The sequence below is a fragment of the Salinisphaera orenii subsp. orenii MK-B5 genome (assembly GCF_003788635.1).
GTDB lineage: Bacteria > Pseudomonadota > Gammaproteobacteria > Nevskiales > Salinisphaeraceae > Salinisphaera > Salinisphaera orenii.
Genome location: NZ_AYKH01000013.1, coordinates 46,834 through 68,213, shown reverse-complemented (window position 1 = coordinate 68,213; position 21,380 = coordinate 46,834). Strand labels below are relative to the sequence as shown.

At 69.4% G+C, this 21,380-nt stretch carries 20 protein-coding genes; 6 read left to right on the top strand and 14 right to left on the bottom strand.

Going from position 1 to position 21,380, the window contains the following annotated elements; genetic code table 11:
• Positions 1 to 52 precede the first annotated feature (52 nt).
• The 4 genes from pepN to SAOR_RS08660 form a co-directional block, all read right to left on the bottom strand.
• Complete coding sequence (gene pepN / locus SAOR_RS08675) at positions 53 to 2,671, bottom strand: aminopeptidase N (protein WP_123631077.1); 2,619 nt, start codon at positions 2,669 to 2,671, stop codon at positions 53 to 55.
• Positions 2,672 to 2,700: 29 nt separating this feature from the next.
• Entirely contained in the window at positions 2,701 to 3,822 is a 1,122-nt protein-coding gene (locus SAOR_RS08670) for a beta-ketoacyl-ACP synthase III (protein WP_123631076.1), read from the bottom strand.
• Positions 3,823 to 3,929: 107 nt separating this feature from the next.
• Positions 3,930 to 5,372: a CocE/NonD family hydrolase gene (locus SAOR_RS08665; RefSeq protein WP_148077374.1), complete on the bottom strand. Its 1,443-nt coding sequence runs from the start codon at positions 5,370 to 5,372 to the stop codon at positions 3,930 to 3,932.
• 1 nt (position 5,373) lies between these two features.
• Entirely contained in the window at positions 5,374 to 5,709 is a 336-nt protein-coding gene (locus SAOR_RS08660) for a hypothetical protein (RefSeq protein WP_123631074.1), read from the bottom strand.
• 31 nt (positions 5,710 to 5,740) lie between these two features.
• On the opposite strand from SAOR_RS08660, the gene SAOR_RS08655 reads away from it, so the two are divergent.
• On the top strand, positions 5,741 to 6,259 hold the full coding sequence (locus SAOR_RS08655) for a YqiA/YcfP family alpha/beta fold hydrolase (protein ID WP_123631073.1): 519 nt from the start codon (positions 5,741 to 5,743) through the stop codon (positions 6,257 to 6,259).
• Here the strand turns inward: SAOR_RS08655 and SAOR_RS08650 are convergent.
• The gene (locus SAOR_RS08650) at positions 6,207 to 7,304 is read right to left on the bottom strand and encodes a quinone-dependent dihydroorotate dehydrogenase (protein WP_123631072.1); all 1,098 of its coding nucleotides are present in this window, start codon (positions 7,302 to 7,304) and stop codon (positions 6,207 to 6,209) included. The genes SAOR_RS08655 and SAOR_RS08650 overlap by 53 nt on opposite strands.
• 101 nt (positions 7,305 to 7,405) lie before the next feature.
• On the opposite strand from SAOR_RS08650, the gene dusA reads away from it, so the two are divergent.
• The 5 genes from dusA to SAOR_RS08625 all read left to right on the top strand — a co-directional run bounded on the left by dusA (position 7,406) and on the right by SAOR_RS08625 (position 11,540).
• A complete protein-coding gene (gene dusA, locus SAOR_RS08645) occupies positions 7,406 to 8,428 on the top strand; it encodes a tRNA dihydrouridine(20/20a) synthase DusA (RefSeq protein WP_123631071.1) in 1,023 nt (340 codons plus the stop codon).
• Complete coding sequence (locus tag SAOR_RS08640; protein WP_123631070.1) at positions 8,428 to 9,036, top strand: peptidylprolyl isomerase; 609 nt, start codon at positions 8,428 to 8,430, stop codon at positions 9,034 to 9,036. Before dusA ends, SAOR_RS08640 begins: the two co-directional genes overlap by 1 nt.
• A 9-nt stretch (positions 9,037 to 9,045) precedes the next feature.
• Positions 9,046 to 9,807: a UDP-2,3-diacylglucosamine diphosphatase gene (locus SAOR_RS08635; protein WP_123631069.1), complete on the top strand. Its 762-nt coding sequence runs from the start codon at positions 9,046 to 9,048 to the stop codon at positions 9,805 to 9,807.
• Between the two features lie 279 nt (positions 9,808 to 10,086).
• Positions 10,087 to 10,284 (top strand): hypothetical protein, encoded by a 198-nt coding sequence (locus SAOR_RS08630; RefSeq protein WP_123631068.1) that lies wholly within the window; start codon positions 10,087 to 10,089, stop codon positions 10,282 to 10,284.
• Positions 10,285 to 10,511: 227 nt separating this feature from the next.
• Positions 10,512 to 11,540 (top strand): choice-of-anchor A family protein, encoded by a 1,029-nt coding sequence (locus tag SAOR_RS08625; protein ID WP_185015605.1) that lies wholly within the window; start codon positions 10,512 to 10,514, stop codon positions 11,538 to 11,540.
• Between the two features lie 511 nt (positions 11,541 to 12,051).
• Here the strand turns inward: SAOR_RS08625 and SAOR_RS08620 are convergent.
• The 9 genes from SAOR_RS08620 to trpB all read right to left on the bottom strand — a co-directional run bounded on the left by SAOR_RS08620 (position 12,052) and on the right by trpB (position 21,380).
• Entirely contained in the window at positions 12,052 to 12,813 is a 762-nt protein-coding gene (locus SAOR_RS08620; RefSeq protein ID WP_245965430.1) for a ferritin-like domain-containing protein, read from the bottom strand.
• 29 nt (positions 12,814 to 12,842) lie between these two features.
• The gene (locus tag SAOR_RS08615) at positions 12,843 to 14,030 is read right to left on the bottom strand and encodes an O-succinylhomoserine sulfhydrylase (RefSeq protein WP_123631065.1); all 1,188 of its coding nucleotides are present in this window, start codon (positions 14,028 to 14,030) and stop codon (positions 12,843 to 12,845) included.
• A 224-nt stretch (positions 14,031 to 14,254) separates the two neighbouring features.
• Positions 14,255 to 15,766, bottom strand: a complete 1,512-nt coding sequence (purF, locus tag SAOR_RS08610; RefSeq protein WP_123631064.1) for an amidophosphoribosyltransferase — start codon at positions 15,764 to 15,766, stop codon at positions 14,255 to 14,257.
• A gap of 28 nt (positions 15,767 to 15,794) precedes the next feature.
• Positions 15,795 to 16,319, bottom strand: a complete 525-nt coding sequence (locus SAOR_RS08605; RefSeq protein WP_123631063.1) for a CvpA family protein — start codon at positions 16,317 to 16,319, stop codon at positions 15,795 to 15,797.
• Between the two features lie 79 nt (positions 16,320 to 16,398).
• Positions 16,399 to 17,151, bottom strand: coding sequence for an SPOR domain-containing protein (locus tag SAOR_RS08600; protein WP_185015604.1), 753 nt, complete (start codon positions 17,149 to 17,151; stop codon positions 16,399 to 16,401).
• On the bottom strand, positions 17,151 to 18,416 hold the full coding sequence (folC, locus tag SAOR_RS08595; RefSeq protein WP_123631061.1) for a bifunctional tetrahydrofolate synthase/dihydrofolate synthase: 1,266 nt from the start codon (positions 18,414 to 18,416) through the stop codon (positions 17,151 to 17,153). The genes SAOR_RS08600 and folC overlap by 1 nt, the downstream gene beginning before the upstream one ends.
• A complete protein-coding gene (gene accD / locus SAOR_RS08590) occupies positions 18,413 to 19,303 on the bottom strand; it encodes an acetyl-CoA carboxylase, carboxyltransferase subunit beta (protein ID WP_123631060.1) in 891 nt (296 codons plus the stop codon). Before accD ends, folC begins: the two co-directional genes overlap by 4 nt.
• Positions 19,300 to 20,136, bottom strand: coding sequence for a tryptophan synthase subunit alpha (trpA, locus tag SAOR_RS08585; RefSeq protein ID WP_123631059.1), 837 nt, complete (start codon positions 20,134 to 20,136; stop codon positions 19,300 to 19,302). The genes accD and trpA overlap by 4 nt, the downstream gene beginning before the upstream one ends.
• The gene (trpB, locus tag SAOR_RS08580) at positions 20,133 to 21,380 is read right to left on the bottom strand and encodes a tryptophan synthase subunit beta (protein ID WP_221179928.1); all 1,248 of its coding nucleotides are present in this window, start codon (positions 21,378 to 21,380) and stop codon (positions 20,133 to 20,135) included. Before trpB ends, trpA begins: the two co-directional genes overlap by 4 nt.

Below are 21,380 nucleotides of genomic sequence, written 5' to 3'. Positions count from 1 at the left end.
TATGCAACGGATATTACCGCAATATGACGGTTTCGCTTCAGCGCTGCCCTGCTCAGCCCGATGGCGGCGCCTCGGCCAGTCCGGCCTCGACGATCTCGCGCGTGTTGTCCGAGTGCACGCCCTCGCCCACGCGCGCCAGCGCGGCCCGCATCGCCGACGCCTCCGGCTCGGCGTGGCGCCGCCACGGCGTGAGCAGGCCGGCCAGCGCGGCTGCCAGCTGCGGATTGAGCGCATCCAGACGCACGACCTGATCGGCGATCAGCGTGTAACCGCCCGAATCCGCGCGATGGAAACCGGCGGGATTGCCGCGGGCGAAGCCCCCGAGCAGCGCACGGACCCGGTTCGGGTTGGTGAAATCGAAGCGCGCGTCGTCGAGCAGCGCGGTGACCTGCTCGACGCTGTCCGCGCGCCGCGTGCCGGCCTGCAGCCGCAGCCACTTGTCCATCACCAGCGGATAGTCCGCCCAGCGTTCGGCGAACTCCGCCAGCGCGGTATCGCGGGCCTCGCCCGGCAGATCGCGAAGGGCTTCGAGCGCGGCCATGCGGTCGGTCATGTTGTCGGCGGTGCGCGAGAGCTCGAGCGCGCATTCGCGCAGCCCCGGCGCGTCCACCGCCGCGAGATAGTCCAGGGCGAGACGGAACACCCGCCGCCGGCCGGCCTCCTCGACGTCGAAGACATAAGCCTGCAGCGCGGCGTGATCGGCCCGCAGCGCCTCGAATTCCTCGAGAAAACGCGTGGCGATGGCCTGCTTGAGATGGTCGCGCGCCGCACACACGGCGTGGATGTCGATGGCGTCGAACTCCTCGCCGATACGGGCCACGCTCGGCAGCGTGAGCATCGCCGCCAGCAGGGCGCGATCCGCCGGCGGGTTCGACAGCAGATGCGCGATCGCCTCGAACAGCCGCTCGGAGGGCTCGGGCAGCGCTTCACCACCCGAGCGGGCCGCGACCCCGGCGACCAGCGTCTTGAGAAACAGCGACTGCGCGGCATCCCAGCGGCAGACCGGATCGCTGTCGTGGGCCATCAGCCGGGCCAGCGCGGCGTCGTCGGGCGCGTGATCCAGGCGCACGGGCGCGGTGAAGCCCCGCAGCGCGGATACGGTCGGCTCGCCGGCGAGGCCGTCGAAGCACCACTCGGCCTGCGCCGTGTCGAGCCGCAGCACCTCAGGCTCGCGGACCATGCGTCCGGCTTCGTCGAACAACGCGACGGATACCGGAATATCGAAGGCCGCCTTGTCCGGCTGACCGGGCGTGGCCGGCGTGCTCTGCGTCAGCGTGAGCGCCAGCGCGCCTTCGCGGTAGTCCGTCTGCACGCCAACGCGCGGCGTGCCCGCCTGGGCATACCAGCGCCGGAACTGGGCCAGGTCCAGACCGGTGGACTCCTCGATGGCGACCACGAAGTCCTCGATGGTCACCGCCTGGCCGTCGTGCTTGGCGAGATAGTGACGCACGCCGGCGATGAAGGCATCGCGACCCGCCATCGCCTCCATCATGCGGATCAGCTCGGCGCCCTTGTGATACACCGTGATGGTGTAGAAGTTGTTCATCTCCACGTACGACTCCGGGCGCACGGGATGGGCGCGCGGACCGGCGTCCTCGGGGAACTGGACCTCGCGGATCGCGCGCACCTGCTCGATGCGGGTCACGCCCGGCGAGCCCTGATCGATGGCGAACTGATGCTCGCGGTGAACGGTCAGCCCCTCCTTGAGGGAGAGCTGGAACCAGTCGCGGCAGGTCACGCGGTTGCCGGTGTAGTTATGGAAGTATTCGTGGGCGACGACATCGCGCACCAGGGCGAAGTCGTCGTCGGTGGCCGTCTCCGGGGCGGCGAAGATGCAGGCGGTGTTGAACACGTTGAGGCTCTTGTTCTCCATCGCCCCCATGTTGAAGCTGCCCACCGCCACGATCGCGTAGCTGTCCAGGTCGTATTCGAGGCCGTAGGTGGCCTCGTCCCAGACCATCGCCTGCTTGAGCGAGGCCATGGCGTGGGCGCACTGGTCCTCGTTGCCGTGCTCGGTGTACAGCCGCAGGTCGATCGTCCGGCCCGAGGGCGTCGTGTGGCTGTCGCGCAGCACGCCCAGGTCACCGGCAACCAGCGCGAACAGGTAACAGGGTTTGACGAACGGATCCTCGAAGACCGCGTAGTGCCGGCCCGCACCGGCGCTGCCGGTCTCCACACAGTCACCGTTGGACAGCAGCACCGGATGCGCCTGCGCGTCGGCGGTGATGCGCGTGACGTAGCGCGACATCACGTCCGGCCGGTCGGGGAAATAGGTGATGCGCGAGAAGCCGGTCGCCTCGCACTGGGTGCAGAGGATGTCGCCGGAGCGATACAGCCCCTCCAGCGAGAGGTTGTGCTCCGGATCGATGCGCGTCTCGACGGTCAGCGTGAACGCCTCCGGCGGGCCGTGCAGCACCAGCGCGCTGTCACCGCAGGTGTATTCGCTCTCGCCCAGACGCCGGCCGTCGATCGCCACCGAGACCAGCGTCATGTCGCGCCCGTCCAGTCGCCAGTCTTCGGCGGCCGGCCCTTCCGGATTGCGGCGCACCGAATGCGTGGCGCGAACATGCGTCTGCGCGCTGCCGATATCGAAATCCAGCTCCACGTCGTCGATCAGCCACGCCGGCGGCTGGTAGTCGGCGCGGTACTTGCGCTGCGGATTGCCCGTCATGGCCTGATGTCCTGTGTGTCGCGGCGCGTTCAGCGCCGCTGGAGAATGACGCTGCCGGCCGAGTAGCCGGCGCCGAAGCCGCAGAGCACGCCGACATCGCCGCGCTCCAGATCGCCCGAATACTTGTGGAACACGATCACTGGCGAGGCCGAACTGGTATTGGCGTACTCGGCGAGCACCGAGGGCATTTCCGCCTCTTCCGCCGGCCGGCCAAGCACCCGCTTGCAGATCAGCGTGTTCATGTTGATGTTGGCCTGATGCAGCCACAGGCGTTTCAGCGCGTCCGCGCCCAGGTCATGCTCGCCCAGATGGTTGACGATCAGTTCGGCGACCATCGGGCCGACGTCCTTGAACACCCGCCGCCCGTTCTGCACGAACAGCCGGTCGGCCTCGCTGCGCGGCTCGGTCTCGGCGCGGTTGAGAAAGCCGAAGTTGTTGCGGATGTTGTTGGAGAACTGCGTGATCAGCCGCGTGCCCAGCACGTCGAAGCCGCGCCCGGCCGCCACCTCGTCGCGGTGCTCGAGCAGCGCGGCCGTGCAGACGTCGCCGAAGATGAAGTGGCTGTCGCGGTCACGGAAGTTCAGATGCGCCGAGCAGATCTCGGGATTGACCACCAGCACGCGGCGGGCGCTGCCGCTGTCGATCATGTTCGCGCCGGTCTGGATGCCGAAGGCGGCCGAGGCGCAGGCAACGTTCAAGTCGAAGCCGAAGCGACCGCCGCCCAGATAGTGCTGCACTTCCACGGCCAGCGCCGGATAGGGCCGCGGCAGGTTGGAACAGGCCACCAGCACGGCGTCGATGTCGGCGGCCTCGCAGTCCACCTGGGCCAGGCACTGGCCGATCGCCTCCAGCGCCATTTCGCACTGGATCGACGGCTCGTCGTTGGTCCGGGTGCGGATGCGCGGATGCATGACGTCCGGATCGAGAATACCCGCCTTGTCCACGACATAGCGGCTCTTGATGCCGGAGGCCTTGTAGATGAAGTCGGCGTCGGAGGTCGACAGGGCGTCGAGTTCGCCCGCGGCGATGGCGTCCGCGTGCGCCGCGTTGTATTTCTCGACGTAGGCGTTGTAGGCCTCGACGAGCTCCTCGTTGGAGATCGCCTCGGGCGGCGTGTACAGCCCGGAGGCGGACAGGACGACATTACTCACCGTGTTTCCCCTTGCTTTGGCGACGACGCGAAACGCATCGCCGGCATTCTCTCGCGCAGGCGCGGGCGCCACAACCGCGCGCCGCGCAGGCCGCGGCCCAGCGCGATTCAGGCGTCGGTGGCCAGCCCGCTCTCGCGCAGCGCGCGCGTGACGAACGGTCGCAGCGAACGCTCGTGGCGCACCGACAGATGCGAGCCGTGATACCAGTGCATCGTCGGCCGGTCCCAGTGCGTCCACAGACGCAGCGGCTGCGCCGGCGGCACGAGCTGGTCCGCGCTGGCCGCGAACAGATAGCGTCGCTGCCACGGCACCGCGGCCGTCAGCGCCAGCGGCGAGACCGGCGCCAGCAGCTCCGACAGCCGCGCCTGCGTGATCCCCTGGGCCTCGATGAAGCGCAGATGCAACCCCGGCATGTGGTGCCACAGCGCCGCGGGGATATCGCTCAGCGGAATACCGGCGATCACGCAGGCCAGCGTCGGCTCGAAGGCCGCCAGCAGCGCGGCGTTATAGCCGCCCAGGCTGTAGCCGAGAACGCCGATGGGCGTGTCCTCGCCCTGCTGCGCGCGCACCCAGGCGATGCAGCGGCGCAGGTCCCATAGCGCCTGCGACTGCGCGTGCAGCAGATCCACGAGCGGGCCGTCCAGATAGAGCCCGCCGGTCAGGCGGGTCGAGGTCCGCGCCCCGTGCAGCGGCAGCGTCGGCATGATCAGGTTCAGGCCCAGCCGGTGATGCAGATGCGCGACGTCGAACAGCGGCAGATCGAGCCAGTCCAGCCCCATGCGATAGCCGTGCACGCACACGACCCACGGCCGCGGCGCGCCCGGATGCCGCAGCACGCGGGCGCGCATCGTGCGGTTGGCCGCATGCCCGTGCCAGCGCGCCCCGCCCGGCAGCGCCGGATGCGGCCGGAAGGCACTGTCGAAGGTCAGCCACTCGAAGGCCAGCCGCCCGCCACGTGCACTCTGCAGATCGAAATGTCGCGGCGCAGGCGGCGGCCGGTGCAGCGTCTGCGGCTGCGCCCGCCAGCCGTGCCTGCGTGCGGCCGTCTCCGCGGCCTCGATCTCGACGTGGTCGCGGGCCACCATGCGGCCGCGCGGGATGCGCGCACTGTTCATGAACCAGCCCAGCAGAGCCTCGTCGGTGGCCGCCTTGCGGGCCAGTGTCGCCGACACGACCGGCATCGGCACGGCACGCGGCACCGGATTCTGGAACAGTGCCGCGAGGCCCGCGACCAGAAACGCGGCGACACCGCCGGCGACCAGCAGCAGCGCGGCGGCCCCGCCGAACGTCGGCCACAGGAATAACGCCAGCGGCAGACTGATCACCGCCGCGAGCGCCAGGTAGCGGCTGATCTGACGATCGCCGGGCCAGAGCAGCAAGGCACCGCCGGCGGCGGTGAGGATCGCCCCCGGCAGGGTCGCGATAAGCCCGGCGAGCGGGCCCGCAGACCAGCCGAGGTTGAGCCACAGGATGCCGACCGCCAGCGGCAGCAGCGCCGCGAGAAACCAGCGCGGCTGTCGCCGCATGCGCTGGTCGTCCGGGTCGGCCACGCTAGCGGGTCGCCACCACGAACACGAGCAGCCCGATCAAGGCCAGCACGAGCGCGGCCTGGCCCTGCGGCCAGCGACGGTGACGCTTCTGCAGCAGCCAGGTCGCCACGGCCGCCACCGCGGTGAACGCGGTCAGCACGAGCGTCAGGCGCACGGTTTCGGCCAGGCCGCCGCCCGCGTCGGCCACGAGCTCGGGATACGGCAGCATCATCAGGCAGACCACGGCATAGAGCAGTGCCAGCACCGCGCTGCTGCCCAGCACGAGCCAGTTCAGAAACGACAGGATCTTCAGAACGTCACCTCGGATTCGCCACGCGCGCCGTGTCTTGCGTGGCATAGTACGCCGCGTTCCCCTGCGAGGTCGATGCATGAATCAGGCAGAGCACGCCCCCCGCGTCGTGTTCGCGCACGGCAAGGAAAGCGGCCCCTGGGGCAGCAAGATCCGCCACCTGGCGGCGATCGCCGAGGCCGCGGGCTGTGCCGTCGACAGCCCCGACTACAGCGCGATGATGGATCCGCTCGAGCGCCTGCGTCATCTGGAGACGCTCGCGCCCGCGGGTACGCCGCTGCTGCTCGTGGGCTCCAGCATGGGCGGCTATGTCTCGGCGATGGCCTGCGCGGCCCTGCGGCCGGCGGCGCTGCTGCTGATGGCGCCGGCGCTGTATCTGGACGGCTACCCCGGCGAGCCGCGCGACTGCCCGGCGGACACGGTCGTGGTCCACGGCTGGCACGACGACATCGTGCCGCTGTCCGCCAGCCTGAATTTCGCCCGTGCCCGCAGCGCGGCGCTGCACATCGTGGACGACGGCCATCGTCTGGCCGATTCGCTCGACCTTATCGGTGCGCTGTTCCAGCGCCAGCTCGAGCGCGCGCTCGGTCACCGCTGACCACCGCGGCCTGGGCCCGGATGCGCTCGCGAGCGGTATGGACGCGAGCCGCCTCGACGCAGTCGCGGATCAGGCGCGGGCCGCGATAGATCAGCCCGGTGTAGAGCTGGAGCGCGCGCGCCCCGGCCGCGAGCTTGGCCTCGGCGTCGCGGGCACTCTGGATGCCACCGACGCCGATGATGGGGATGTCGTCGCCGAGCCGCCGGTGAAGCGCGGCGATCAACTCGGTGGCCCGCTCGCGCAGCGGCACCCCGCTGACCCCGCCGGCCTGATCGCGCCAGCGCGGCGGCAGGCCGTCCCGGGCGGTGGTCGTGTTGGTCGCGATCACCGCGTCGATGCCGTGATGACGCACCCGCTCGGCGAGCGCATCGAGTGCGGCCGCATCCAGATCCGGCGCCACCTTGATCGCCAGCGGCAGTCGCCGGCCGTGCTCGGCGGCGAGGCTGTCACGCTCGGCCACCAGCGCCGCGAGCAGCGCATCCAGCCCGGCGCCGCCCTGCATGTCGCGCAGCCCGGCGGTGTTGGGCGACGACACGTTGATCGTGACGTAGGAGGCGACCTCGTGGACCGCGCGCAGGCCGGCCCGGTAGTCGTCGATCGCGCGCTCCGGCGGCGTGGCCGCGTTGCGGCCGATGTTCACGCCCAGCACGCCGTCGTAGTTCGCCGCCCGGATACGCGCGACCAGCGCCTCGACGCCCGCGTTGTTGAAGCCGAAGCGGTTGAGCAGGCCGCGCTGCTCGGTCAGACGGAACAGCCGCGGCCGTTCGTTGCCGGCCTGGGCGACCGGGGTGACCGTCCCCACCTCGACGAACCCGAAACCGAGCGCGGCGAGGCCGTCGATGCAGGTGCCGTCCTTGTCCAGGCCGGCGGCGAGGCCGATCGGATTCGGCAGCCGCAGCCCCATGACCTCGACCGGCGCCTCGGGCACGCGATCACCGAAGCAGCGACGCGCGACCGCCCGGCCGCGGGCCAGCGCCGTCAGCGTGAGATGGTGGGCGCGCTCGGGTTCGAGGTTGAACAGTGCGGGGCGAAGCAGCGCGTACATTCGGCCTCTCCTGCGGATGCGGTGGTCGTGGCGTGCGAAGTTCCGGGCCGGCGGCGCGCGGCCCGCCCAAAGCCGGCGCCGGGTCTGCGATAATGCCCGCCATGACGGTCTCCGCAGCCCCGAATTCCATCCGACGCACGCCCGGCGCCCGCGTCTCGGTGGCGCCGATGATGGCCTGGACCACACCGGCCCAGCGCTACTTCATGCGGCGCATCACGCGCGATGCCCTACTCTACACCGAGATGGTCACCACGGGTGCGCTCATTCACGGCGATACCGCTCGCCTGCTGGCCTTCAACGCCGACGAACATCCCGTGGCCCTGCAGCTCGGCGGCAGCGAGCCCGGCGACATGGCCCACTGCGCGGCGCTGGCCGAGGCCGCCGGCTATGACGAAGTCAACATCAACGTCGGCTGCCCGAGCGACCGCGTGCAGAACGGCGCCTTCGGCGCCTGTCTGATGGCCGAGCCGGCCCGCGTGGCCGACTGCGTGGCGGCGATGAAGGCCCGGGTGACGATCCCGGTCACGGTCAAGACCCGGATCGGCATCGATAACCAGGACAGTTACGCCTTTCTGCAGACCTTCGCCGCGGCCGTGCGCGCCGCGGGCGCGGATCACCTGACCGTGCATGCGCGCAAGGCGTGGCTGTCCGGCCTGAGCCCGAAGGAAAACCGCGAGGTGCCGCCGCTGGACTACGCCCGCGTCCATCGCCTGGCGGCGGAATTCGCGGGTTGGCCGGTCGGCCTGAACGGCGGCGTGACCACGCTGGAGTCCGCGGCCGCGCAGCTCGAACACGTCGACAGCGTGATGATCGGCCGCGAGGCCTACCGCAACCCCTACGTCATGGCCGACGTCGATCGACGATTGTTCGGCCATGACGCAACCGGGCCGACGCGGGCGGAGATCGTGGCCGGCATGCGCGACTACATCGGCCGTCACCTGGCCGCCGGTGGCGCCCTGAAGGACGTCACCCGGCACATGCTGGGGTTGTATCATGGCTGCCCGGGCGGCCGGGCCTGGCGGCGCGTGCTGTCCGAGGAGGGGCACCGCCCCGAAGCCGACCTGTCCGTCGTCGACCGCGCGCTGGCGCGGGTCGAACCCGAATTCGAAGAGGCCCCCGCCTGATGCACCACCGACTCCGCCCGCTCGCCCTGATTCTATTCGCCGCCGTCACCGTCGCCGCCCCGTCGGCTGTGCTGGCCGACGACACCGCGTCCCCGTCCGAGAACAAGGAAGACCCCATGGTTGTCATGCACACCAATCGCGGCGACATCGAGATCGCCGTTCACGAAGACAAGGCCCCGGTCACCGCCGCGAATTTCCTCAAGTACGTTCGCGACGGCTTCTACGACGGCACCATCTTCCATCGCGTGATCCCCGGCTTCGTGATCCAGGGCGGCGGTTTTACCAAGGACTATGACCGCAAGAAGACCCGCGACCCGATCGAGAACGAATCCGACAACGGTCTGGACAACGACCGCGCCACCCTGTCGATGGCGCGCACCAACGATCCGGCCTCCGCCACCTCGCAGTTCTTCATCAACCTGTCGGACAACGCGCCGCTGAACGCGGGCCGCGACCGGGCCGGCTACGCCGTGTTCGCGGAGGTGACCTCGGGCATGGAGGTGGTCGACGAGATCGCGGACGTGCCGACCGGCTCGGCCGGGCCGTTCCGGCAGGACGCACCGCAGCAGCCGGTCGTCATCGAATCCGCCGAGATCGTCGCCGACTGACAGGACGGCGTGGCCACGCACTTCATCGCCGACCTGCATCTGCAGGGCGACGACGACGTCAACGCGCATCGGCTCGCCGCCTATCTGGCCGGGCCGGCGCGGGCCGCGGACGCCCTCTACGTCCTCGGCGATCTGTTCGACGTCTGGATCGGTGACGACGGCTCCCTGCCCCGCCATCGCGCCACCCTCGCCGCCTTTGCCGAGCTGACCGCCGCCGGCGTGCCGGCCGCCTTCATGCGCGGCAACCGCGACTTCGCCGTCGGCGCGGCCTTTGCCGAGGCCACCGGCCTGCGCATCCTCGACGACCCCACCGTCGTCGATCTCTATGGCACCCCGACGCTGCTCACCCACGGCGACGGCCTGTGCACCGACGACCACGCGCATCAGGCATTCCGGGCGAAATACAACGATCCCGCCTGGCGGGCGCGGATGCTGCGAATCCCACTCTGGCTGCGGCGCCTGATCGCAGTGCGGGCCCGGCGGCGCAGCGCCGCGGGCAAGGCCCGCAAGGCGGCCCGCATCATGGACGTCAACGCCGATGCCGTGGTCGAGGCGATGCGCCGCCGCAGGGTCGCACGCCTGATCCACGGCCACACGCATCGGCCGGCCTCGCACCACGTCGATCTGGACGGCGATGCCGGAGCGCGCCACGTGATCGCCGACTGGCGCGCGGATCAGGCGGAGGTGCTGACAGTCGATGCGCGCGGTGTCCACCGGCATTCGCTGCTCGATGCCGAGCACGCCCGGCGCCCGGCCGACGCCAGGGGCTGACGCGGAGGCGGCACATCGGCCCACACGAGGCCCGCAGCCGAAATCGACAGACGTGCAAGCGTCCGGGACGCTTGCCCCGAGCGGACTTGATTGTGGTGGATCGGCGCAACCGACCCGCGCCGCGAATCCGCCCCAACGGATACGACCGCGGCTGGCCCGAACTCCCGATCCCGCTCGAACCGCACTGGATTCGAGTGACAGTCGGCGCGGCCTGGTCCGCTCCGGCCGCTGACCGGCAAAAGCATGAGCGCGACGGTCATCATGGCCGCCCGATGAGCCATGCACTTCGGCGATACGGGCATCGACCATTGGACGGCTCCGATGTCGCGCAATCCGGCGCAAAAGACCGCCACGGCGGCCGTCGACTTTTATTACGCCGGGGCCCATCCATCATCGCTGTGTCTGCTTCTGATCAAGACACTATCCAAGATGACAGCAAGCCTCGGTTTACAATCGAAGGGACTGGAAGCCCTTTAAAACGGGCATCAAAGGACCTTGCCGTCTCCCTCGATGCGTCAGCCGCGATGCCCATACCCATCCCCGTCGTATCGGGTCGATCCGGGTTAATTGTTAACTCTTCCGACACTCAAAAGCATACGTCCGAAAGCCTATTGCTTTCTACAAAAACACGGCGTTAAATAAGCGCGCTACCAAAGGGTCGGCGCATGTCGTGCCGGCGATTCCGTGGCAACGAGGGGACATCTATGAAAGGCAAGTTCAGTTCACTGGCCGCAGCCGTGGCCGGGGGCGTGTTTCTGGCAACCGCGGGCGGCGCTTCGGCCGCGCCGATCACCGGCGATGCGCTGATGCAGCAGTTCAATCTGATCGTACTGGGCGATCTGGATTCGACCTCCGAGGTCGAGGGTCGCACCTATGTCGGTGGCAATCTCGGCGGTTCCTCGTCGACCTACTACACCCGCGGCAGCCAGGCACCGGCCTCGAGCTACGACGCGGTCACCGTGGGCGGCAACATCACCGGCGGCTACAAGAACATCAACGGCGGCGGCAATGTCGCGGTCGGCGGCAACGTCGAGAACATGAATCTGAACGGCGGCAGTGCGCGCATCGGCGGCACGGTCACCGGCAACGTCAACGGGTCGAAGCAAACGGGTGCCACGGTCACGATTCCCAGCTTCGGAACCGTGTTCCAGGACTATTCCGGTTCGCTCAACAGCCAGACCAGCAACAGCACGTTCACTCAGAACAGCCAGGGCGTGCGCTTCGCTGGCGGCGGCGCCGATCTATCCGTGTTCTCCATCGGCGCCGACCTGCTCTCGAGCAGCCGCGAGATCGGCTTCTCGCTCGGCACCGACGACCACATCCTGATCAACGTCGACGGGTCGTCGCTGGCCAGTGGCAGCATCCTGTCGCTCTCGGCCAACTTCCTTGCGCCGACGTCGACCATCGCCTCGAACGTGATCTGGAACTTCGGCGACATCGGCGCGATCGATTTCGGCACCGAATTCTGGGGCTCCATACTTGCCCCTGACGCCCAGCTGACCAACCGCAACAGCCTCAACGGCAGCGTCGTCGCCGCCGGCTTCACGCAGCGCGGCGAAGTACATCAGCCGGTGCTCGACGGCGACTTCCCGTCGCCAGTACCGAACGATCCGCCGCGCGCGATCTCCGAACCCGCGATCTGGCCGTTGTCCGCCCTGGCAATGGCCGCCATCGCCGTCGTCGGTTTCCGTCGTCGGCGCGATGATTCGGCCGCAGGTGCGGTGCAGGCCTGATCACGGCCCGCACCGTCATCGGATAGCGCCCCGGCGCATCGCGCCGGGGTCCTGTCCTTGAGCTTGGGCCTCAGCACTTCATTCGAACGCTGCGTTGGCGATCGCACATCGTGCGCGTCAAGGCGCGAGTCGCGGGTCGTGGCACGTCACGATCAAGACGTGCAATGCCGCAGCGCGCCCATGGTTGTTTCTTGCGCAGCCCAAACCTTCGAGACAAGTGTCGTTGTGTGGCAATCCAGCGTTGCCGCATGCTGACGCAGAATGATCGCGCGGCGCGCACGACGCCTCGTCTTGCGCCCATAGTCGATTTTTTGGAAGCGTTTGGCTCGGGGCTCTGAGGTATTAATAGGCTCTGGGCGATCGCCACCACGCTAGGCGAGCCCGGTAGTCGGCCTGTGGCGCCGACCGCCCCGTTCCTTCCCGATCTACTGCTGACACCGCTACGGCGCAGTGCGTCACGCGGGCCAGACCGGGGCGCGAGCCGTTGTCGATCTCACCGCGTCCCCCCGGATCAACGGCGCTCGCGCTCGGCGAGCCAGTCCAGCTCCGGTTCCGAAAACCGCGCCTCGCGGCGCGCGGGAAAATTGTAGGGCCCGGGCGGGCCGCCGTTCATGTATTCGTCGAGCAGACGGGTGAAGGTGGTATCCGGGCCCAGGCCGCGCGGCTCGGCGCAGTGGCGGAACCAGCGCGTGCCGATCTCCACGTGCGGCACTTCCTCTTCGAGGATGATCTCGAAGATCGCCACCGTCTCGTCGTCGCCCGCCTGGCGCAGCTTTTCGATCATGCCGGGCGTGACGTCCAGTCCGCGCGCCTCGAGCACGCGTGGCACCAGGGCCATACGGATCATGACGTCATGTGCGGTCTTGACCGCCATCTCCCAGAGGCCGTTGTGGGCATCGAAATCGCCGTAGGCGAAGCCGTGATCGGCCAGACGCGCGTGGAGCAGTTCGAAGTGGCGGGCCTCGTCGGCGGCCACCCGCAGCCAGTCGGCGTAGAAGTCCTCGGGCATGCCGCGAAAGCGGTAGGCGGCATCCAGTCCCAGGTTGATGGCGTTGAACTCGATATGGGCGATGGCGTGGATGAGTGCCGCCCGGCCTTCCGGGCTGCCGAGCCCGCGTTTGGACAGCTTCGCCGGATGCACGAGCGCGGGGCGCTCCGGCCGGCCGGGCACTGGGACATCCACGGGCGTGCCGCCGGCCGCGGCCAGCGGCGCACTGTCGGCGGCGTGCAGCGCGCGTGCCGCCGCGCACTTGGCCGCCGGATCGCGGGTCATCAACGCCGCGTGAACGTCGTCCGGGTGCATCAGGCCAGCCCCGGCTCGAGGTCGGCGATGATGTCCTCGACGTTCTCCAGCCCCACGGCGACGCGCACCACGCCGTCGGTGATGCCCGCCCGCGCGCGCTCCTCGGCGGAGATGCGGGCGTGGGTGGTGCTCGCCGGGTGCACGATGGTGGTTCGCGTGTCGCCCAGATTGGCGGTGATCGAGATCATGTTCGTCGCATTGATCAGCCGGAAGGCGGCCTCGCGCCCGCCCGCCAGGCGCAGCGAGAGAATGCCGCCGAAGCCGCCGGGCTGCTGGCGCGCGGCAAGTTCGTGCTGCGGATGCGACGCCAGCCCGGGGTAGTAGACGTGCTCGACCGCCGGCTGGTCGGCCAGCCATTCCGCCACTCGCTGGCCGGCCGCGCTGTGCGCGCGCATGCGCACTTCCAGCGTCTCCAGCGCCTTGTGGAATATCCACGCGTTGAACGGGCTCATGGTGGGCCCGCAGGTGCGCAGGAAACGGAACACCCGGTCGCCGACGATGTCCGCGTCGCCGATAACCGCACCGCCGAGCGCCCGCCCCTGGCCGTCGAGGAACTTGGTCGCCGAATGGACGACCACGTGGGCACCGAAATCCAGCGGCCGCTGCAGCGCGGGCGTGCAGAAGCAGTTGTCGACCACCAGCAACGCGTCGTTGTCATTAGCCAGGTCGGCCAGCGCCCCCATGTCGACGACCTCGGTCAGCGGGTTCGAGGGCGTCTCCACGAACAGCATGCGCGTGGCCGGGGTGATCGCCGCCCGCCAGGCGTCGAGATCGTCCGGCGCGACATAGCTGGTCGTGATGCCAAGCTTGCCGAGATAGTTGTTGAACAGGCCGATGGTGGAGCCGAACAGCGTGTGCGCGGCCACGATATGGTCGCCGGATTCCAGCGTGGCCAGACAGGTCGCCAGAATCGCCGACATGCCCGATGCGGTGGCCACGCAGCACTCGCCGCCCTCCATGGCCGCCAGACGCTTCGAGAACGCATCGACCGTGGGGTTGGTGAAGCGTGAATAAATGTTGCCGGGCGCCTCGCCGGCAAAGCGCGCCGCGGCCTCGTCGGCGGACTCGAATACGAAGCTGGACGTCATGTAGATGGCGCCGCTGTGCTCGCCTTCGGGCGTACGGTGCGTCCCGGCGCGTACGCCGCGGGTGGCGGTTCCCCAGTCGGGGTCGAAATCGTCGCTCATGGCTGTCTCCTGGCTGGGTCCGGGCACAAAAAAACCCGCTGTCGCGCATGCGAAAGCAGGCCTGCCACCCTCGACCCGTTTAGCGGAATTTCAGGCCGGTTCACGCTGTGCGTGCCGTGGTCCGGCCCTGGGGCGCCCGCAAGCTGTTTCAAATCGGCGCGCGGGGCAGTATGCAGCGGCCGCGCGAGGCGATCAACCGCTCCGCACGGCCCGGCATACCGCATCTACTCGGCGTTGTGCAGTTCGAGCACCGCATTGTCCTGATTGCGCCGCTCCTCTCGCTTGGCATCGGCACGGAAGAGCTCGAGCTGCTCGAGATAGTCGGCGCTGACGTCTGCGGTGATGTACTGGCCCGAGAACACCGAGTCCTCGAACGCGGTCAGTTCGGCGTTGCCGGCGCTGACCGCGCGCTCGAGGTCGGCCATGTCCTGATAGATGAGCTTGTCGGCGCCGATGACCTGGGCGACCTCTTCCTCGGTATGGCCGTGGGCCACGAGCTCGGTCGCGCTGGGCATGTCGATGCCGTACACGTTGGGATAGCGCACCGGCGGCGCGGCCGAGGCGAAATAGACCTTGCGCGCCCCGGCCTCGCGCGCCATCTCGATGATCTGGCGCGAGGTCGTGCCGCGCACGATCGAGTCGTCGACCAGCAGTACGTTCTTGTCGGCGAACTCCAGATCGATGGGATTGAGTTTCTGGCGCACGGACTTCGCCCGCTGCTGCTGGCCGGGCATGATGAAGGTGCGGCCGATGTAGCGGTTCTTGATGAAGCCCTCGCGGTACTTCACGTCGAGCTGGCTGGCCAGTTCGACCGCCGCCGTGCGGCTGGTCGACGGGATCGGGATGACGACATCGATGTCGTGATCGGGCCAGTCGCGGCGGATCTTGTCCGCCAGATACGTGCCCATGCGCAGGCGCGCCTTGTAGACGTAGACGTCGTCGATGACCGAGTCCGGGCGCGAGAGATAGACATACTCGAAGATGCACGGCGCGTAGCTGGGCTGGTCGGCGCACTGCTGGACGTGGATCTGGCCGTCCAGGGTGATGACCACGCACTCGCCCGGGTTGATGTCGTCGATGATCTCGTAGCCCAGCGCGTCCAGCGCCACCGACTCGGAGGCGATCATGTAGTCGGTGCCGGCTTCGGTCTCGCGCTTGCCGTAGACCACCGGGCGGATGCCGTGCGGGTCACGAAAGCCCACCAGCCCGTAGCCGGTGATCAGCGCGGTCGCCGCATAACCGCCGCTGCAGCGGCGATGCAGGCCGGTCACTGCGCGGAAGATATCGCCTGGCGAGAGTTGCAGCGCCTCCGTGCGCATGAGTTCGTGGGCGAACACGTTGAGCAGGATCTCCGAATCCGAGTCGGTGTTCAGATGCCGGCGGTCGGTCCGGAACAGGTCTTCGGCGAGCTGTTCGGCGTTGGTGAGATTGCCGTTGTGCGACAGGCAGATCCCGTAGGGCGTGTTGACGTAGAACGGCTGCGCCTCGGCGCTGCTCTCCACGCCCGCGGTGGGATAGCGCACGTGCCCCACCCCGGCGTTGCCCTGCAGCCGCAGCATGTGGTCCGTCCGGAACACGTCGCGCACCAGACCGTTGTCCTTGCGCAGGAACAGCCGACCCTCGTGCGTCGTGACGATGCCGGCGGCGTCCTGCCCGCGGTGCTGAAGGACGGTCAACGCGTCATAGATTTCCTGGTTGACCGGGGAGTGGGAGACGATGCCAACAATGCCGCACATAGCGAGACCGCTTGGAGTGAATGAGTGATCAGGGCGCCGCCGGGGCGTCCGCGGGCGGCGTGTCCGGGTAGGTCACCGCGCCGGCCAGATCCGGCGGCAGGAAATCCCGCGCCCAGAGCGCGCCGTCCTCGAGATGGCCGATGAACATCGAACGCTGCCACCAGGCGTCGCGCGGCACGGGCGTGACGCCTGCCAGCAGCACCAGCAGTACCAGCACGGCCACGCCGCGCAGCACGCCGAAGGCGCCGCCGAGGGCTCGGTCCGTGCCCGCGAAGCCGGTCTCGCTGACCAGCCGCCCGATGATGTAGTTGACGATCGCACCGAGCACGAGCACCGCGACGAAGACGACACCGAAGGCCACCGCCAGGCGCGCGGAGTCGACCGAGATCCAGTTCTGCAGAAAGCGGGCGCCGACTTCCGCGAAGGTGAAGGCGAGATAGAGCGCCAGAATCCAGGTTGCCAGACCCAACGCCTCCCGCAGGAATCCGCGAAAGAAGCCGATGATCGCCGACAGCGCAATCACCGCGAGAATAGCCACGTCGACCCAGATCATCGCACCCGCTCGTGCCCTGCGCGCGCGGACAGTCTAGCAAACACCGCGACCGCCGGCGCGATCGGCCGCCGCGTGGCCGTCACCTGTTGCGCTGCACGAGCGCTGATCGTCCCTGCGAACGCAGAGTCGAGGCCGCAGCACGGGCGGCGTCCTCGCTCTCGAACGGGCCGACTCGCACGCGATAATAGGTGGTGCCGTCGACGTCGCCGGCGCGGTAGTAGGCGTCGAAGTCGCCCGACAGCGCGTCGGCCACGCCCTGTGCGTTCGATTCCTGTCGGAAGCTGGCCACCTGCACGACCCAGCCGCCGCCGGCCGGGGCACTGTCGCGGCGCAGCGCGCCGCCCTCGGAGGCGGTGGACTCGGCGTCCGCGGCCCCGGCCTCCGGCGGTTCGGGTTCGGAGTCGGCCTCGGCTTCGGGCGCCGCGTCGGACGGGCCATCCGGCGCCGACGCGGTCTGAGTGTCGGCCGCCGGTTCGGGCGGCAACTCCGGCGTCGGCGTCGACTCGGGCTGCGGCTCGTCAGGCTCGGCTTCGCCGGCGGCCGTCGCATCCGCATCGGACTCCGGCGATACCGGCTCCGGGGGCGGCGCCGATTGCGCGTCGCCGGAGCCATCGCCCGTCGCGTCTCCGCCGGCGCCGCGGGCCTCGTCCGCGGCGTCCGCCTGCTGCCCTTCGCCCTCGCCGGCGCGGCGCGCCTCGCCCTCCGGCGTGATCTCGTAGACGCGCATCGATTGCGTGGCGCCGTCGCCGCCGTTCAGGCACCGGGCCAGCAGAAGCGGAATGAGCACGCCGATGATCACGAGCACCACCGCACCGACGATGCGTTTTTTCATCACGTCCTGCATGACAGCGTCTGCCTCCGGGCGTTGGCCACGGTGAAGAAGGAACCACAGACCACGATGCGATCACCGGCGGCACTCGCCGCGCGTGCCGCCGCCAGCGCCGTTGCCGGATCCGGATGGCAGGGCGCATCGCTTGCCAGCCGCTTCGCGAGCGCGGCCGCGGGCAGGCCGCGATCGGTGACCGTATCCAGACCCGCGATGTAGAGCGCATCGGCCAGATCACGCAGCCGCCCGCCCGCGGCCTCCACCGGCTTGTCGGCGAGCATACCCAGCACCACATGCGTGCGCCCGGGAACCGGCTGGCGGGCCAGATCGTCGACGAGCACGGCAATGGCCTCGGCGTTGTGCCCGACATCGTAGATGATCGCCACATCGCCGTCGACGACCCGTTCGCGCCGTCCCGGCAGCGCCGCCTGGACGCGCGCCGCGGCGATCACGTGCTCGTCTCGCACGGCCGCGCCGAGCCGCCGCACCACACTCAGCGCCGCGGCCAGATTCTCGACGAGCACGCCCGCCTGCGCCGGGATGTCCAGCGCGGCGTCACCATCCCGCCAGCACCAGCGATCGTCCTGCGCCTGAAGGTCGAAATCACGGCCGATGACCGCCAGCGGCGTTCCCTGGGTCGCCGCCCGCTCGGCGATCGACGCCGGCATGTCGCGGTCGGCACAGACCGCCGGCCGGCCGGCGCGGAAGATGCCGGCCTTCTCGAAGCCGATCTGTTCGCGATCGTCCCCCAACCAGGCCACGTGATCGAGGCCGATGTTGGTCACCAGCGCAACGTCGCCGTCCACTACGTTGACGGCATCGAGCCGGCCCCCGAGCCCGACCTCCAGGACCAGGAAATCCAGCGCCGCACGGGCGAACAGCCACAGGGCCGCGAGCGTGCCGAACTCGAAGAAGGTCAGCGCCACCCCGCCCCGCGCGGCTTCCACCGCGGCGAACGCCGCGCAGAGATCCGTGTCGGCCACGGGCGCCCCGTCGATCCGGATACGTTCGTTGTAGCGCCAGAGATGCGGCGAGGTGTAGCTGCCTACCCGGCCGTGGTGCGACAGCAGGGATTCGATCAGCGCCACGCAGCTGCCCTTGCCGTTGGTGCCGGCCACGACCACCGATCGTCCAGGCGGCGGCAGCACCTCCAGCGTGCGTGCCACGGCCGCCACGCGGTCGAGGCCGAGCTCGATTTCGGTGTCGTGCAGCGCGAGCTGCCAGTCCAGCCAATCGTCGACGCTGCCGCCGATCGGCGCCGCCGCGCTCACGCGTCGGCAGTCTCGCCGGAGGCGGGCGCCTGCGGGCTGTGCGTAAGCACCGACAGCACCCGGTGGATGCGGTCACGCAGATGCCGACGCTCGACGATCATGTCGATCGCGCCGTGCTCGAGCAGGAACTCGCTGCGCTGGAAACCCTCGGGCAACGTCTGCTTGACGGTCTGCTCGATCACGCGCGGGCCGGCGAAGCCGATCAGCGCCTCCGGTTCGGCGACGTTGATGTCGCCGAGCATGGCGTAGCTGGCGGCCACGCCGCCCATCGTCGGATGCGTGAGCACGGAGACGAACGGCAGGCGGCGCTCCGCCAGTCGTGTGAGCGCCGCGCTCGTCTTGCCCATCTGCAGCAGCGAGAACAGGCCCTCCTGCATGCGGGCGCCGCCGCTGGCGGAGAAGAATACGAAGGGGCTGCCGTTGTCGACCGCAGCGTCGACGCCGCGCACGAAGGCCTCGCCGACGACGCTGCCCATCGACCCGCCCATGAAGCCGAAATCCAGCGTCCCGGCCACGATCGGCATCTGCTTGAGTGAGCCGCGCATGACCAGCACCGCCTCGCGCTCGCCCGAATCCTTCTGAGCCTGGGCGAGACGGTCGCGATACTTCTTGCTGTCGCGGAACTTCAGCGGGTCCTTCGGCTCCAGGCCGGTGGCGATCTCCTCGCGGCCGTCGGCGTCCAGGAAGAGGTCCAGCCGCTTGCGCCCGCGCAGCCGCTGATGCGCGTTGCACTTGGGACAGACCTCCAGCGAGCGCTCCATCTCGGCGCTGTAGAGCACCGCGCCGCAGTCGTTGCACTTGGTCCAGAGCCCCTCCGGCACCGCGTTCTTCTTGGCCGCCGAGTCGTTTCGCATCTGCGACGGCATGATCTTTTCGAGCCAGCTCATGCGCGGCGTTCCTCTCTGTTGTTCGAATCCTGTGCGTCGATGGCCGAGCGCATCCCGGCCAGCGTCGTGCCCAGCGCCTCGCGCGTGGCCGCCAGATCGTCGCCGCCGTCGGCGATGCAGCGCACCAGCGTGCTGCCGACCACCACCGCATCCGCCACCCGCGCCACGTCGGCCGCGTTGGCCGCGGTGCGCACGCCGAAGCCGACCGCCACGGGCAGCCGACTGTAACCGCGGATGCGCTCGATCTGGCCGCCCAGCGAGGACACATCCAGACTGGACGAACCAGTCACGCCCTTGAAGGACACATAGTAGACGAAGCCGCCGGCGTTCTCGCAGATCCGCGCCATGCGCGATTCGCTGGTGGTGGGCGCGATCAGGCAGACCGCGTCCAGGCCGTGCGCGTTCAGTGTGGGCATGATCTCCGGCGTCTCCTCGGCGGTCATGTCCACGATCAGCACGCCGTCGACGCCGACCGCCGCGGCCCGCTCGGCGAACCCGGCCAGGCCGAGCCGGTCGATGGGGTTGAGATACCCCATGAGCACGACCGGCGTATCGCCGTCGTCGCGCCGGAATTCGGCGACCATGTCGAGCACCTGCGACAGGCTGGTGCCGTGAACGAGGGCACGCTCGCAAGCGGCCTGGATGACCGGGCCGTCAGCCATCGGATCGGTGAACGGCACGCCGACCTCGATCACGTCGGCGCCGGCCGCGACCAGCGCGTGCATGAAGCCGACGGTGGCCTCCGGCCGCGGATCGCCGGCGGTCAGATACGGGATGAGCGCCGTGCGGCCGGCCTCGCGCAGGGCCGAGAATCGCGTGTCCAGACGGCTCACAGGCTTTCCCCCGCGGCCTCGGCGACGCTCGCCATGTCCTTGTCGCCGCGGCCGGACATGTTGACCAGCACGATCCGGTCCGGCGCCATGGTGGCCGCCAGCTTCTGCGCGTAGGCGACCGCGTGGGCGGATTCCAGCGCCGGCATGATGCCCTCGATCCGGGTGCATTCGTGGAAGGCGGCGAGCGCGTCCTGGTCGTCGACGGCGACGTAGTGGGCGCGGCCGATGTCCTTGAGCCAGGAGTGCTCCGGGCCGACGCCCGGGTAGTCCAGACCCGCCGAGACCGAGTGGGTCGCGCTGATCTGGCCGTTGTCGTCCTGCATCAGATAGGTGCGGTTGCCGTGCAGCACGCCCGAGCGCCCCGCCGACAGCGGCGCGGCGTGGCGGCCGGTGGCCACCCCGTCGCCGCCGGCCTCCACGCCGTAGATCTCGACCGATTCGTCGTCGAGGAACGGGTGGAACAGACCGATGGCGTTGGAGCCGCCGCCGACGCAGGCGACGATGGCGTCGGGCAGGCGGTCGCAGCGCTCGAGCATCTGCCGACGCGACTCGCGTCCGATCACGGCCTGGAAGTCGCGGACCATGGCCGGGTACGGATGCGGACCGGCGACGGTGCCGATGATGTAGAAGGTGTCGTCGACGTTCGCCACCCAGTCGCGCAGCGCCTCGTTCATGGCGTCCTTGAGCGTCCGGGAGCCGGACTCGACCGGCCGGACCTCGGCGCCCAGCAGACGCATGCGGTAAACGTTGGTGGCCTGGCGGCGCATGTCCTCGCTGCCCATGAAGATCACGCATTCCAGCCCGAGGCGCGCCGCCACGGTAGCCGTGGCCACGCCGTGCTGGCCGGCGCCGGTCTCGGCGATGATGCGGGTCTTGCCCATGCGGTCGGCCAGCAGCGCCTGGCCGATGGTGTTGTTGATCTTGTGCGCGCCGGTGTGGTTGAGATCCTCACGCTTGAACCAGATCTGGGCGCCGCCGGCCTTCTTCGACAGCCGTTCGGCGTGGTAGATCGGCGTCGGCCGGCCGACGTAATCGGCCATATCGGCGTCGAGCGCGGCGATGAAGGCCGGGTCGTTGCGCGCGGATTCGTAGGCGGCGGCGAGCTCCTCGAGCGGCGCCATCAGCGTTTCCGCGACGAAACGCCCGCCGTAGGGTCCGAAATGGCCGCGGGCATCCGGCATCTCGCGCCACGCCTGCGCCAGCGTGGCGGGGTCGGCGGCGTGCTGGGGATCGATGGTGGCCAT

Bases quoted from the DNA above. Each gene is read 5' to 3' on its own strand.
- pepN (WP_123631077.1), bottom strand. From the start codon at position 2,671: ATGACGGGCAATCCGCAGCGCAAGTACCGCGCCGACTACCAGCCGCCG.
- SAOR_RS08660 (WP_123631074.1), bottom strand. From the start codon at position 5,709: ATGCCACGCAAGACACGGCGCGCGTGGCGAATCCGAGGTGACGTTCTG.
- SAOR_RS08655 (WP_123631073.1), top strand. From the start codon at position 5,741: ATGAATCAGGCAGAGCACGCCCCCCGCGTCGTGTTCGCGCACGGCAAG.
- SAOR_RS08650 (WP_123631072.1), bottom strand. From the start codon at position 7,304: ATGTACGCGCTGCTTCGCCCCGCACTGTTCAACCTCGAACCCGAGCGC.
- dusA (WP_123631071.1), top strand. From the start codon at position 7,406: ATGACGGTCTCCGCAGCCCCGAATTCCATCCGACGCACGCCCGGCGCC.
- SAOR_RS08640 (WP_123631070.1), top strand. From the start codon at position 8,428: ATGCACCACCGACTCCGCCCGCTCGCCCTGATTCTATTCGCCGCCGTC.
- SAOR_RS08630 (WP_123631068.1), top strand. From the start codon at position 10,087: ATGCACTTCGGCGATACGGGCATCGACCATTGGACGGCTCCGATGTCG.
- SAOR_RS08625 (WP_185015605.1), top strand. From the start codon at position 10,512: ATGAAAGGCAAGTTCAGTTCACTGGCCGCAGCCGTGGCCGGGGGCGTG.
- SAOR_RS08620 (WP_245965430.1), bottom strand. From the start codon at position 12,813: ATGACCCGCGATCCGGCGGCCAAGTGCGCGGCGGCACGCGCGCTGCAC.
- SAOR_RS08615 (WP_123631065.1), bottom strand. From the start codon at position 14,030: ATGAGCGACGATTTCGACCCCGACTGGGGAACCGCCACCCGCGGCGTA.
- purF (WP_123631064.1), bottom strand. From the start codon at position 15,766: ATGTGCGGCATTGTTGGCATCGTCTCCCACTCCCCGGTCAACCAGGAA.
- SAOR_RS08605 (WP_123631063.1), bottom strand. From the start codon at position 16,319: ATGATCTGGGTCGACGTGGCTATTCTCGCGGTGATTGCGCTGTCGGCG.
- SAOR_RS08600 (WP_185015604.1), bottom strand. From the start codon at position 17,151: ATGAAAAAACGCATCGTCGGTGCGGTGGTGCTCGTGATCATCGGCGTG.
- accD (WP_123631060.1), bottom strand. From the start codon at position 19,303: ATGAGCTGGCTCGAAAAGATCATGCCGTCGCAGATGCGAAACGACTCG.
- trpB (WP_221179928.1), bottom strand. From the start codon at position 21,380: ATGGCCACCATCGATCCCCAGCACGCCGCCGACCCCGCCACGCTGGCG.